Source organism: Legionella sp. (genome assembly GCF_047605385.1).
Classification (GTDB): Bacteria; Pseudomonadota; Gammaproteobacteria; order Legionellales; family Legionellaceae; genus Legionella.
Genome location: NZ_JASGFU010000018.1, coordinates 39,031 through 51,592 on the forward strand (window position 1 = coordinate 39,031; position 12,562 = coordinate 51,592).

Consider the following 12,562-nt stretch of genomic DNA (forward strand, 5'->3'; position numbering starts at 1 on the left):
CATGAGTGTCCCACGAAATCAATTGCTTTTTTACTTCAACAAATTAACTTCTTCGGTCTTTGACTATTCTAATAGAATTAAAGGGTTCTTCTTGTTGTATTACATAGCCATGGGCTGAATTAATTTTAGGTTGTCTTGTACGTTTACCATAACAGAGCCGTAATAAGTTCCTGTTTTATTCTTAAGGATATCTATTTCACACTCATTAACCTCACCACATACACGTAAAACCTCTTTAAGTGGCAGATAATGGAATAAATTGGGGTTAGCAGGCATTCCTATCGAGTAAATACGAACTCCACTGATATAAAATGCAAGCACCTGTCCATTGCGAACACTTAAAAAAGGAGCGGGTGCTAATGGGCATTTAGAAGGAGAATCTGAGTCACAAGAAGCCGTGTCTTCTTTGATCATCCAGCTCGTATCTTCGTCATAAAAGGCTTCGATCAAACTGTTGTAATTTTCGTTTACATAGATAACCAATGGCTTTTTCTGGGTAGAGTCAGTGTGAGTATAGGTGCATTCTCCATAGGGAGGGGATAAAGCGTAGCCTGTTTTACTCCGTGTAAAATGATAAGTTCCTTTCTTAACAGAACCTTCAAGCCCGATTGGTGTATTCCAATAACCTAAGCTCCCACCGATTTTTTTACAGTAAAATGGTGTGGTAGTCTCTGGGCATTCGATAAATTCTGGGCAGTATATGAGGTTGTGCTTATTTAAATTTCCGTTCATATAACTAAGTGCTTGATGGCTAAACATAACTAGTATCATTAAACTGATTAACTTTGGCATATGGTCATTTCTTAACAAATTATTCTCAAATCTTAGCCATTTCCTTTTATTTCTATAAACGAGAGTAGGATCTTCTTTATTTGTCAAACCGTTGGTCTTCTGCATTTGGGCCTTAAACATGTTTAACTTAATTTCTATTATTTTTAAATAGGGCTTAAATTATACATTACTGAGTGAGAATTAAACAATATAAATTGGGATTTATACTCGGGTTTAAGTCTTAGTCAAATAGCAGCATTGATGAACTTAACATGGTGCGTTAAACAAACGTCTAGATATCACTCCATTGCTCCTCATCCCAAGGTAAATGAGCGTACTCTCTTAAGGTATTGGGTGGAAATATAGGGTATTTAATCACAGAAAAAAACGGGGAGTAATCAAAGTCACTCGGTGTGAATAAACGAGGATTACGCCTTACAAGTTCCATTTGATGCTTATTTCCTTCATGGATAAAAGGCAGAATTGGGTAATGTACTGACTGAAACGCATCCGCAATCATTGAAGAACAAATATCCTGTGTAGGCTGCATAGCATTGTGTTGGAATAAGGTTGAACGCCATCTTCTTGGAAAAAATCCCCACGGGAACAAAAAACGTGCCAAATCGAGCACATGACGTACATCATAGTTTTTGCCCAGGCGACCTAAAGCATAACCCACAACACGAGATACATCCTCCTGTGCTAACCATTCAGGTCTCATAATACGAAGATGATCGTCTTTGTATTTATCGAGTGGGGTAATAATGGTTCCTAATCCCAGTTCACTTTCAACTAAAAGCTGTCTATCGCATGGGCCATTATAGTGTTCTTTAATGAGTGTATGTAGGGATGGCTCCTGAACGTCTTGAAGCCGTCCTATATATAATGCAGCATGAGACCAGGGACTTTGAGTCACATGCCTAATCATGCGGCTGACTCGGCTTCGCCCCTCCACCAAGAGCACGTCAGCAGGACGTATTCTGCTGCATAATTTATTAAAATCACAGAGATAGGCTCTTTGGGGCGGCTCTTGTTGTAGCAGTAAGCCGCCTATTTTATCAATAACCCATTCGCTGCAGCGCCCAGTCACAATAGCTCTCCAGAATTTAATTGATGCTTCTTTTCATTTTATTGGTTGGTGGACAATAAAATCCATTTTAAAATCAGGGAAACTGGGCCACTCGCTTCCTGAGAATATTCCGGCACTGCTTCCTTGTTTTGAATCATTGTTTCACTCCATGAAATAACGTATCACTTACTTAAAAATAATGCTTATAAAAATACATCACTTAAGATGGCCTGAGAAGGCACGCCAGCAAGAAAAATCTGTTTTTTCAACTTATCGGTCGTATCTTTAGGACCGCAGACATAAACGCGCGTTTCTTTCGGATGATTTAAATGCATTAATGCTCGTTGTTCTATACAAGCTTCAGGATGACGTCCTTGGCTTTGAAGTACGCAAGGATCATAAACAAAAGATTGGAACAACATCGATAACATTTCCAGCTCTTCTTTATAGTAAATATCCTCATCAGAAAGACCTCCGTGAACCAAAGTAATGCTCCCTTGGTGATTCTGACTTAGCGCACTTTTAATAATGGCAACGAGTGGAGCAAGTCCTGTCCCTGTTCCGGCCAGTAACATATTAAAAGCCAATTGCTCTGGGTTATAATAAAAACAACGGCCAAAAGGACCTCTTAGTTTCACTTCAGTATGTTTTGTTGCTTTGTTCATCAGCCATTGCCCCATACTTCCGCCTGGATAAATTTTAACGTGTAATTCAATAAATCCTTCTTGCATGGGAATGTTGGCGATTGAATAACTGCGTATCACACCTTCAGAATTAATTAAACTAAGATATTGGCCAGGCACCCAATGTTCCAAATTATCCGTGCTAAGCGTTACTTGCATCACATTGTAATTAAGTGGTTTCACATTGATTATTTGTGCACTTACCTCGCACTCAGCACTCTCAGGGGTTGTGACTTGAAGTGGTTTCTCAGGCTTTGCAAGACAGGCCAGAAAATAACCTTGCGCTTTCAGTGTTTCGGGCAATCCTTCTTGCCAGGAAGGGCTAACAACCCCATCTTTGGCTTTAATTAAGCACGACTGACAAATACCTGCCTGACACGAATTAGGATAATCAATATCATGACGAAGCAGGCATTGCAGCACGCTTTCTTGATGTTCTAAAGTATAGAATTGATTTTTAAATTCTAAGGTACTCATGTGCGCCCCAATACGTCATTTCGAACACTGTTAGCAACAGCGGCCACGTGCTCAATGTCTTCAATTGCAACCTTTAATTCAGTAAGCGTTGCACCCAGATGCTCAATAACAATGTCCATATGCGTATCATTTAACCCACGTTTGACTAAGTGGGCATGTCCTTCGTGCATATTTTTCCCGCTGTATTGATTGGGCCCACCAAACACCATGGTTAAAAATCCTTTTTGCTTAAGGATTTGTTGCTCCATATCAATGTCGTCAAAAAAATGACTGACCCGCTCATCCGTCAACATTTTACGATAGAATATATCAACCGCAGCATTGACCGCGTCTTGACCACCCAAACGCTCAAATAATGACTCTGACATAGTGACCCCTTAAAGATATATTTGCAATGCATCTTATAAAAAGAAATAATCACAGTCAACAATCAATTAGGAATTAATGATGCAACTGACGCAATTTACCGATTACTCATTACGAGCTCTGATTTATATCACGCTTAGAAATGAATCCTGCACGATTAGAGACATTACCGAAGCTTATGGCATATCGAACCATCACATGGTGAAAATCATTCATAATTTAGCCAAACTTGGTTTGATTAAAACCATCCGTGGGAAAAACGGTGGTATTTTAATGGCATCGCAGCCTGAAACCATTAATTTAGGTCAACTAATTGTTCAATTGGAACCACATTTTGATTTAGTACCTTGCTTTAATAAAGCAAAGGCTAATTGTTGTATTGCCCCTGTATGCAGATTGAAAGGAGTATTACATGAAGCTCAAGCTGCTTTTATGGGTGTTTTAGAACGCTATACTTTGGCAGATGTGATGTACAACAAACCTGAACTGTCCGTATTATTGAACATCAAACCACTAGAGAAGTAAGGTTTTATCGGGAAGATTGGGCCAGGAATACAAAACAGCTTGCAGAATGAGTGCATGGTTGTGCTTAGGATCTTTCGCCGCATAAAACAAAGTGACAGGAGTTTGTTCTGCCATTTCCAAAATGCGCTCTATTAAGTCGTCTTTATGGTTTAATTCTTCAATGTAGCAATCAATAAATTCGCTCCAACGCTGTTCAATATTTTCATGAAACCATTGTCTTAAAGCAGTACTCGGAGTGATGTCTTTTAGCCACAAATCAAAAGCAAGTGCTTCTTTTTTAAGACCACGAGGCCAAAGTTTATCAATCAAAACCCACACCCCTTTTTTAACCTGTGGGGGAGTATAGACACGGCAAATGACTATCTTGTTTCTATAAGTAGAGTTCATAGCACTCCTTACAATAAACCATGCATCATCCAGTTTTTTGCGCAAGCAAAATACCAAACAAACCTGGAATCTGCCTTCCTAATGCATCTTGCTTATGCAAATGACCTACTGATTCCTTATATTCCAGTATAGACCACCCACTGTCTTGATACCTATGATAGATCTCTTCTTTTTGTGGAAGATAAGTGAAACAATCAGGCAATGGATAAAGTTCTGATTGGATAGGAAAGACTAGAAAATGATATCCATTTATTTTAGTCACCTCTTGAAGTTCAGTGAGCAGGGCTGGAATCCGCTCTGGATTTAAAAATTGCAGCGTGACTGTTGAGAGTACCAAATCATAATGTTCTGGTTCAAGATTCAAGGGTTGATTTAAATCGTGCAATTGTGCGACTACATTAGGCAAGGTTTCTTTTTGAGCGATATCCTGGATCGCCTCTATTGCCGATTGGTTGTGATCAATCCCTTTTATACGATGCCCCATTTTTGCTAAATACAGTAAATTTCTGCCCGAACCGCAGCCTGCATCAAGAATTGATGCGCTTTGTAAATGACGCAAATATGTTTGATAGATAGGCACCAAATCATTGTGTACGGCACTTAGACCGTATTTTTTATTGAAGTAACGTTGGGGTATGCAATAAAACTTAAGGGTTGCTTTAAACGATTCACTGATTAGAATAATTTTATGCCATGTAGCAGGAGGGATCATTATTTGGGGCTGCTCTTCATTGATTCGATTACGTGACAGTTCTTTTCCTTCACCATTTAAAAATACAAAATCAATTGCTCCTTCATGCAGTGAAAGCTGCCCCCAGGTTCCTTCTTTTGTGCTGTGTTTTTCCAGGAAAAATTTCAATTTTCTATGACTGTCAATTTCTGTTTGTTTGTAGCACAGTAACTCATTGTGTTCTAATCTCATGAGGCATCCTTATACTGTTATTAAAGCTTTTTTGATTCTTTGTTGTTTGTATTATCGATAAATTCCGGTTTCAATTTAGTTAACAAAGTACGTTCGCTTGCTAACTTATCCGCTAATTGATGATTGACATCCCGATGTTCTACCTCATCATTACGCACTACTAAAAGTACGTCTCGTAATCGCGCATCGGAGGCTAGTCCCCAATAATTTTTAGCAATATCAGGAGCTGGGACATTTTCAATGCGACCTTCATCCAGTTCTTGTAAATAATGGGTATAGCTGACAACGGCTTCCTCTTCAAGATAACCGACAAAACGATGTGCTGTTTTTGAAGAAAAAACATACATCAACAGATACAACACTACAAAAATAGCTTGCGCTGTAAAAATAATAAAACGTTCAAACCAATTGGGCTTGGCAATATACATAAACGTAATCAAATGCATTCGTTCATTATCTGCTTCATCTAATAAAACTTTAATCCAGCCCTCATCATTTTTGATTTTCCTTAAACAACTTAAATGCAGCAAAGCAGCTCCTACCATGCCAGGTACGGCGGCGACTGTTTCCAGCACAATGGCTCGATTGCCATAACGTTTTTGAAAAAAAGTATCTGCAAAAAAACGAAAAAATTTCACCAGACCAAAGGCAATTTTATCGCTGATGGTTTTAGCCGACTTATGAGTTACTGGCATGATATGCTCCTTTGGAGTGTGCGGTATAAGATATATTATATTAAAGGTGTATTTTAAATGCAACTTATGAGTTTTGATTATGGATTTTGATTTGTCTGCTGTTTCAGATGAAAACACTAGGTGCGCAAGTCTATTAAATATTGTCAATACTTTGCCAGCGCGTTCATGAAATAGGGTGCCTATTGTTATTCCGCCATCTGCACGGATACTTTTCCAAACAACGAGCGCATCACGAGTGTTATAAGTCTTATCCTGCTCACTCCAGTTGTCCCATATCTCAAATTCAGCCTCATCTAATTCAGATTTGATTGCCATACCCATCTTAAGCCATACATCACGATCATTTGCTGGTATAAAGTTTAGTGCTTCATATATGCGCCCAACGCCGTTTGCGGTTTTATTATTACTATTCATGCGCTATACTCCTGCAACCAATTGAAGAACTTTTCTTCATCAATCAGAATTCGCCGACCATTTCGCAAAATAGCACCGGATTGTTTTAAGCCATTTGTTTCAGCGTAAAAAATTCGATCTCTCATGCCACCAAGAGTAAACGCGGGGTATTTTTCACAAAATTGATTAAGGGTAGATAGTGGGGGGATTCGATATTTTTCTAACATAATTCACCTATCAGGTTTTACTATAAATGATTGCAGATTGTTGCAATCGCCTGACGTGAATTAAGCCTTATTAAAAAAATCCCGTACCCTAATTAGGGTACGAGTTAACCGATTAGTGCTTATTAGGTTTGAACTACATATTACGTTTTGCTGCTTGGTATTTTTTCACGATATTTTTCAGAGGCTTTTTGTAAAATATTTCGGATCGTATCATCAGAAAGCCCTAGTCCTACTGTACTCAAATCCTCACCAATGCTTTTTGTATTGGTTCCTGTGGCACTATTTTTATTTTTTAATGGATCATAACCATATTTATTTATTGCCATGCCTAATACCATTTTTTGAAGTGATCCAATGCTTCTGGGATCAGATTCTTCTGGGGATTGTGGGGTCATCTCAATGGGCAAGGAAAAATTCTTTTGATGAGCCCACGTTAGCAGCAGAGATATTTCATATTCATAATTTTCAGGCTCAACAATAAAATCAGATGCAATCTGCTGTTTTGTTTGCGCAAAAGGAATTATTTTATTGGTTTTCTGAGCTAGAATTAGCATGCGAATAAAATGGTTTTCGTCCTCATAGTTATTATACAGAGCTAATAATTCTGCAAATTTACTTAGTGATATAATTTCCAACCCTCTGATCTCATTCAGTAAATTTATCTTTTTTCTTTCAGGCGTTATAACTGGCTGATATTCTTTGCAAATAGGTATATTTTTTGATTTTGCCCACTTGATCAAATATATTGCTTCATACACAAGCTGACGAGATGACGTGGTTTTTATTTCTGTTTCTATTGAAGTGACCGGCGGCAATTCATAGTCTGAACGTATTATTCTTTGGTGATATGACTCAAACTCAGGTGTAAGCATCGCTCCAGGAGGAACCGTCAAGTTAAAATAATGAGGCAAAAAGGAAGCTGTTGCTAAATTTCAGGCGCAAAAAAGCTCCATGGCGGCTTGGGTCCAGATTTGTTTAGCTTTCACAAAGTGTTGTCGCTGTATTGCAGCGGAGTTGGTGTACCGTCCCACAGAAATAGCAAAGAGATTTCGCGTTTTACCCATTAAAGGCAGGGTTTGTTGTACGCTTTGCGGTGACTTAAAGCGAATCAAGCACTTTTCTTTTTTTCGTGTGGGCAGATGGGCATTTTCGGCGCGATTATTTAACCGCTTATGACTGCGGTGCTCAGTGCCTTTGCACATCGTTTTAATTGGCTTAATGTAGCTACGTAGTTTGTCAGTAATAATCACTCGGGGCCTAGGATAACAGTGCAGAAGACGCGATAAGAACCGAATAGCGGCGCGTTTATTGCGTCTTTTCTGCACTAATACATCGAGCTCATAGCCCTCTTCATCCACTGCACGCCATAGATAATAAGGCTCGCCGTTAATTTTGATTTGTTGCTCATCCATGTGCCATTTATCAGAGGGTCTCGATTCCCTCTTTTTAATCACGTCTTTGAAGTGAGAACCAAACTTGATACACCAGCTTCGAGCCGTTTCATGGCTTACAGAAATGCCTCGGTATAGCAAGCGCTCCGTAATGTCCCGATAACTGTCGTTAAATCGATGATAACTCCATACCACAAAGCTGATTATCTCCAACGGATAGCGATAGCCCTTCAATTTTTGATCAAGCATTTTCCTATCCTTAAATCACAATAGATTAACACAGCTAATTAACTTGACGGTTCCTAACCAACAGATAGAAAGCAAGAGGTCTTGGACCATCATGCTTTGATATTTTTAAAGTAGATAAAAGTGCAAAAGCGCTTTGACCCCATCCCACTTATAGTGGTCTGAATTTTATTACTTATGATTTATGTATGGGCACTAGATTTATAAAAATAATAATTATCTAAAAATATGCTATACCTAATTATCTCTACCTACCTAACGAGGACATTATGAATGCTATCGAATTTTTAATCAAAGAACATGATAAAGTTCGAACCACATTGGATGATATTGCCAATGGTTCACATCATTTTGACACTCAAAAAAAACGTTTTGAACTTCTAATTCATGATCTAATTCGCCATGAGAAGATGGAATATACCGTGTGGTATCCGCATTTTAAAAATGAGGTTCCAGATACAGTCAAGCATTTATTAAAAGAAGAAAAAAGTGCTGAAAAAGAAATAAAAAAAATTGACGGCTTAAAAACAGAGGCCGCATGGAAAGAACACTTTATAAAATTTAAACAGGATGTCGAACATCATGCTCAAGAGGAAGAAAAAAAATTATTCCCTGAGGTGAAAAAAATTCTCACTGAGAAACAATTATTGGAAATAGGTTTATCCATGCTCGTTTTTAAAAAGGAATATTCAGAATAACACTCTTTTGCCACCAAGAGGTTTTAAAATTGAAAAATGGATTCCATCCAAAACTAGGAAGGTTAACTTATTAATAGCAATTTATATCTTCCTAGTTTTGGATGGACTGTTTTTACCCCTACCTTCTGGAATCTTATTTTTAACACGTTCCGGGATTAAGTTCCTAATAAAAAGAAAATCCGAAAAACCTCTCTCCAAACCCTATGACAAATCATGGAATTAACTGCGTGCTCTTGCATTTCATCCTGTTAATAACTACCAAAAAATGACTCATTGCCCTTTAAAGAAGTTTATTTCCAAGAATTATTTTTGACATTTACCGAAAGTAAACTAAGATACTATTGTGCAATGCAATAAGGAGATAGCCATGCAAAATAATTTCAACTTAAATATAAATCCACTCCATTTAGCGAATCCTCTACAACAAATTATGGAGTTAAATCAACGTACATTAAAAAAATTTTCCTATCTTGAATCTCAAGAATTAACTCACATTCATGACCCAAAAGCATTATTAGAAAAAAATGTAGAACTTTTTATCGATAATACTCATACAAGCATAGATTATATGCATCAATTATTTAATATTTTAGGAAATTCATGGGTAAACTTATCTCAGGAGACCGAGAAAAAAACTAAGGATTTAATGCAACACACTCAATCTGCGGCCACTTCAGGCGTGAATAAACTATCAGGTGTGAAATCAAGAACACAGCCTGCAAAGAGCGCCTCTTCCTCAAGAAAAAAAGCATCTCACTTAAGCTCCCATTCATCCAAAACCCATACCTCAAAAGTGGATTCTCCCGAAAAGGCAATGACTTCTGCAGCGAAAAAAGAGGACAGTCATAAAACACAGTAAGAAATGAAATAAATCTAAAAGATAAGAAGTTTTGGAGAATTTTTACACGGAGATATAAAAATGAAAAAATTGATTATATGCTCAATAATTACTCTATTTACTGCTCATGCTTTTGCTGAGAACCCCATTAATACACAAACTAAAACTTGGAAAAGTATTCCCATAACAGTGGATACAAACACCAATACTTATACCACCGCCCAAGGTTTTTTATTGCCGGAAGGTAATTATTATTATACTTATTCAGGTTATCGATGCCTCATTAATAAAACAGAAATTCCGGGGGTTAATCCTGTAGTGTTAAAGCCACAAAATGCCACGGGAACTATGATTTATTGCTATCCAGATAATTAAAGTCTATTTAATAAACAGTAATTAAGGAACTACCATGAGTGATTTTAATGAAAAAAGCGATGAGGCTAAATATAAAGCCAATAAATCCTTTAACCAGCAAAAAGAAAACACCGAATCATTAGCTCACCAAATTAGAGAAGAAGCAGAACATTTGTATGAGGAAGGAAAAAAAACAATTAATGATTTGGATGACACTATCTGTAACTACACGGAGGAATTAATAAATAAGGTGAAAGAAAAGCCCTTAACTTCCCTGCTTATCGCAGGAGGTATAGGCTTTCTTGTATCTCATTTATTAAAAAAATAATTTTTCATTAACGTTTATAAGGAAATAATCATGAGCGACAAAAAAGATATTCTTATTACAACCGAATTGTTCAAAGATAAAGAGTCAGCAGAAAAAGCATATAATGACGCCCTAAAAAATGGGTATACTCCAAAAGACATTAATGTCCTTATGTCGGAAGATTCGCGTAAAAAATACTATGATTCTGTTTTAGTAAAAGAAGAGTCAAAAGCGCCTCAAGGCGCAGGTGTAGGTGGTGCCACAGGAGCTGCTATCGGAGGTATTGTTGCAGCCTTAGCAGCTATTGGTACCAGTCTTGTTATCCCTGGCCTAGGTCTTGTAGTTGCCGGCCCTTTAGCGGCTGGTTTAGCAGGTGCTGGAGCAGGAGGCATCACAGGAGGGTTAATCGGTGCATTAATCGGCTGGGGTATTCCCGAAGATAAAGCAAAAATTTATGAGACTGGAATTCAATCCGGAGGTATTGTCTTAGGTGTTCATGAAACACGTCCTAATAGTACTTTGAGTGAAGACTGGAAAAGATATAACAATCCACTTTAAATAAGTAAAGAGTCACATCTGAAGACAACGCGACAGTCCCTTTAGATAATATCCTCTAAAGGGACTTACGATTTAACGCTTTAAAGTAAATTGAGTATGTGGCCTCTTTTCTTTAGATATTCTTTAATTTTTATCGAAGACCATTGTAATATATTTGTATTTGGGATTTATTCTATCCACCCCTTATAGAAATTGGATAAAAATAATCCATTCCGATGCAATAAATCCGATAAATCATCCGCATGATCTTCCTCATCTTTCAAGATATCTTCTAGCATTCGTCGAGTTGTAGGATCTTTAGTTCCAAACCATTCAATAAGATCTCGATAAATCATAATAGCAATACGTTCAGCGACTAAATCCTCTTCAATTAATTTAAATAAATTTTCCCCAGTACCATATTCTGTAGCTGTTCGCTCTACGACTGTTGCCGGATTAAAATCAGGATTACCCCTAAGAGGTTGATACGTTCGGCAATCATCATCATATGTCTTTCTTCATCTGCAGCATGTTCGGCAAATTCAGCAACCACTTGAGGCTTATCGATTCCTTTGGCTATAATTTGATGATGTCGATAGCGTAATACACACATAATTTCTGTCGCTAACGCCTTATTCAAATGATGGCATGCTTCCTCCACAACCAATGGATAGTCTTGGGTAATAGCTCCTTCCTTTAAAGATTCATGGGCTTGCTTTTTAATTTTTTCAAGATTATTATAGGGATCCTTAGTTAATTGTGGTGAGTTCATTTTTTATCCTTGAAAGTAATCCATTATTTGAAAATTTTAGCATATAGATAACCAATTCCTGCTGCAATAAGAATCGAAGTAAGGGGGTGTCTGCGAATTACTTGGGCTAAAGAGTCGATATAGAGTTCCACATTTTCTTCACTTTGAACTACTCCTTTTTTACCGGACTCATATAAATCAGAAGCAGTCTTTCCAATTTGCTCTGCTAATTCCTCAGCCTTGGGTTTCGTTTCATTATAGGCATTTGTCGCCTTTTCTTTAGCAGTGTCATATAATTCATTAGATTTTTGTTTAATTTCATTCATGTTCTCATTAAATCCTTTCATGATTTTTCTCCTATAGCCTTCGCATTTTCTCATGGTCTTAATTTAAGATTAATAAGAGAAATTAATTTGTCAAATAATTAACCATTTATCGAGCCATTGACATTATTTGTTCAAATAGAACACAAGTATAGTTCTTGCATGAAATAAAAAGAAAATTTCCTCAAAACTCTATGTCAACCTCAACTTTGTTTCAGCTTACAAGATTATTGTTCAAAACATGTCAGGAACGGGCGGATTTTTAGATCTTTGAAGATGGGGAGAGACTTAGAAGTCTTAGGTGCGCTTCTTCGAGAGGCGAAAGAATAAATTTCTTATGTTTCAGCCAGTTGAAAGAGCCATGAAATGAGGTGTTAAGCTTCACTTCTTATTTCTGTACCACACATCACTTTAGGAATATTTGTTCCTCTTTAGTTCTACACCCGGATATGTATTCAACTAAATCCATTTACCCCTTATTAAATGAAGGGGATTACCGTAAGAGTTTTTCCACCAAAAATTTCTATGTTTCAATTGCATAAAAAAGGGCTCCGTTGCAAAAACGAATTAACATAAAAAATCTTAAATTTTGGAACGGATCT

General features: G+C 37.3%; 18 protein-coding genes and 1 pseudogene. 6 read left to right on the plus strand and 13 right to left on the minus strand.

Features of this window, described 5'->3' with window-relative positions; genetic code table 11:
• Window positions 1-99: 99 nt before the first annotated feature.
• From QM652_RS06125 to QM652_RS06140, 4 genes are all read right to left on the minus strand, one after another.
• On the minus strand, window positions 100-732 hold the full coding sequence (locus QM652_RS06125; RefSeq protein ID WP_415073871.1) for a hypothetical protein: 633 nt from the start codon (window positions 730-732) through the stop codon (window positions 100-102).
• Between the two features lie 331 nt (window positions 733-1,063).
• Entirely contained in the window at window positions 1,064-1,861 is a 798-nt protein-coding gene (locus QM652_RS06130; RefSeq protein WP_415073873.1) for a YiiX/YebB-like N1pC/P60 family cysteine hydrolase, read from the minus strand.
• Between the two features lie 182 nt (window positions 1,862-2,043).
• A complete protein-coding gene (locus tag QM652_RS06135; protein ID WP_415073875.1) occupies window positions 2,044-3,000 on the minus strand; it encodes an FAD-binding oxidoreductase in 957 nt (318 codons plus the stop codon).
• The gene (locus tag QM652_RS06140; RefSeq protein WP_415073877.1) at window positions 2,997-3,368 is read right to left on the minus strand and encodes a group I truncated hemoglobin; all 372 of its coding nucleotides are present in this window, start codon (window positions 3,366-3,368) and stop codon (window positions 2,997-2,999) included. Before QM652_RS06140 ends, QM652_RS06135 begins: the two co-directional genes overlap by 4 nt.
• 79 nt (window positions 3,369-3,447) lie before the next feature.
• Between QM652_RS06140 and QM652_RS06145 the strand changes: the two genes are divergently transcribed.
• Window positions 3,448-3,891 carry an Rrf2 family transcriptional regulator gene (locus tag QM652_RS06145; protein ID WP_415073913.1) on the plus strand — a complete coding sequence of 148 codons (444 nt, stop codon included), beginning with the start codon at window positions 3,448-3,450 and terminating at the stop codon, window positions 3,889-3,891.
• Here the strand turns inward: QM652_RS06145 and QM652_RS06150 are convergent.
• From QM652_RS06150 to QM652_RS06175, 6 genes are all read right to left on the minus strand, one after another.
• Window positions 3,880-4,278 carry a DUF488 domain-containing protein gene (locus QM652_RS06150; RefSeq protein ID WP_415073879.1) on the minus strand — a complete coding sequence of 133 codons (399 nt, stop codon included), beginning with the start codon at window positions 4,276-4,278 and terminating at the stop codon, window positions 3,880-3,882. The genes QM652_RS06145 and QM652_RS06150 overlap by 12 nt on opposite strands.
• Window positions 4,279-4,303: 25 nt before the next feature.
• Window positions 4,304-5,200, minus strand: a complete 897-nt coding sequence (gene tehB, locus QM652_RS06155) for an SAM-dependent methyltransferase TehB (RefSeq protein WP_415073881.1) — start codon at window positions 5,198-5,200, stop codon at window positions 4,304-4,306.
• A gap of 20 nt (window positions 5,201-5,220) precedes the next feature.
• Window positions 5,221-6,309, minus strand: coding sequence for an alternative oxidase (locus tag QM652_RS06160; RefSeq protein WP_415073883.1), 1,089 nt, complete (start codon window positions 6,307-6,309; stop codon window positions 5,221-5,223).
• Entirely contained in the window at window positions 6,306-6,515 is a 210-nt protein-coding gene (locus tag QM652_RS06165) for a DNA-binding protein (protein WP_415073885.1), read from the minus strand. Before QM652_RS06165 ends, QM652_RS06160 begins: the two co-directional genes overlap by 4 nt.
• A gap of 140 nt (window positions 6,516-6,655) precedes the next feature.
• Window positions 6,656-7,387, minus strand: a complete 732-nt coding sequence (locus QM652_RS06170) for a hypothetical protein (RefSeq protein WP_415073887.1) — start codon at window positions 7,385-7,387, stop codon at window positions 6,656-6,658.
• A 60-nt stretch (window positions 7,388-7,447) separates the two neighbouring features.
• Entirely contained in the window at window positions 7,448-8,155 is a 708-nt protein-coding gene (locus QM652_RS06175) for an IS6 family transposase (RefSeq protein ID WP_415073889.1), read from the minus strand.
• A gap of 266 nt (window positions 8,156-8,421) precedes the next feature.
• On the opposite strand from QM652_RS06175, the gene QM652_RS06180 reads away from it, so the two are divergent.
• From QM652_RS06180 to QM652_RS06200, 5 genes are all read left to right on the plus strand, one after another.
• Entirely contained in the window at window positions 8,422-8,850 is a 429-nt protein-coding gene (locus tag QM652_RS06180) for a hemerythrin domain-containing protein (RefSeq protein WP_415073891.1), read from the plus strand.
• Window positions 8,851-9,217: 367 nt separating this feature from the next.
• Window positions 9,218-9,709, plus strand: a complete 492-nt coding sequence (locus QM652_RS06185; protein ID WP_415073893.1) for a hypothetical protein — start codon at window positions 9,218-9,220, stop codon at window positions 9,707-9,709.
• 60 nt (window positions 9,710-9,769) lie between these two features.
• On the plus strand, window positions 9,770-10,063 hold the full coding sequence (locus tag QM652_RS06190; protein ID WP_415073895.1) for a hypothetical protein: 294 nt from the start codon (window positions 9,770-9,772) through the stop codon (window positions 10,061-10,063).
• A gap of 34 nt (window positions 10,064-10,097) precedes the next feature.
• Window positions 10,098-10,370 (plus strand): DUF883 domain-containing protein, encoded by a 273-nt coding sequence (locus tag QM652_RS06195; RefSeq protein WP_415073897.1) that lies wholly within the window; start codon window positions 10,098-10,100, stop codon window positions 10,368-10,370.
• A 30-nt stretch (window positions 10,371-10,400) separates the two neighbouring features.
• Window positions 10,401-10,907, plus strand: a complete 507-nt coding sequence (locus QM652_RS06200) for a hypothetical protein (protein WP_415073899.1) — start codon at window positions 10,401-10,403, stop codon at window positions 10,905-10,907.
• 167 nt (window positions 10,908-11,074) lie between these two features.
• Here the strand turns inward: QM652_RS06200 and QM652_RS06205 are convergent.
• From QM652_RS06205 to QM652_RS06215, 3 genes and pseudogenes are all read right to left on the minus strand, one after another.
• Window positions 11,075-11,293 (minus strand): annotated as a pseudogene (locus QM652_RS06205) (ferritin-like domain-containing protein); the annotation flags it as partial.
• Window positions 11,294-11,325: 32 nt separating this feature from the next.
• Window positions 11,326-11,658 carry a ferritin-like domain-containing protein gene (locus tag QM652_RS06210; RefSeq protein ID WP_415073901.1) on the minus strand — a complete coding sequence of 111 codons (333 nt, stop codon included), beginning with the start codon at window positions 11,656-11,658 and terminating at the stop codon, window positions 11,326-11,328.
• A 23-nt stretch (window positions 11,659-11,681) separates the two neighbouring features.
• On the minus strand, window positions 11,682-11,984 hold the full coding sequence (locus QM652_RS06215; protein ID WP_415073903.1) for a hypothetical protein: 303 nt from the start codon (window positions 11,982-11,984) through the stop codon (window positions 11,682-11,684).
• Between the last annotated feature and the right edge of the window lie 578 nt (window positions 11,985-12,562).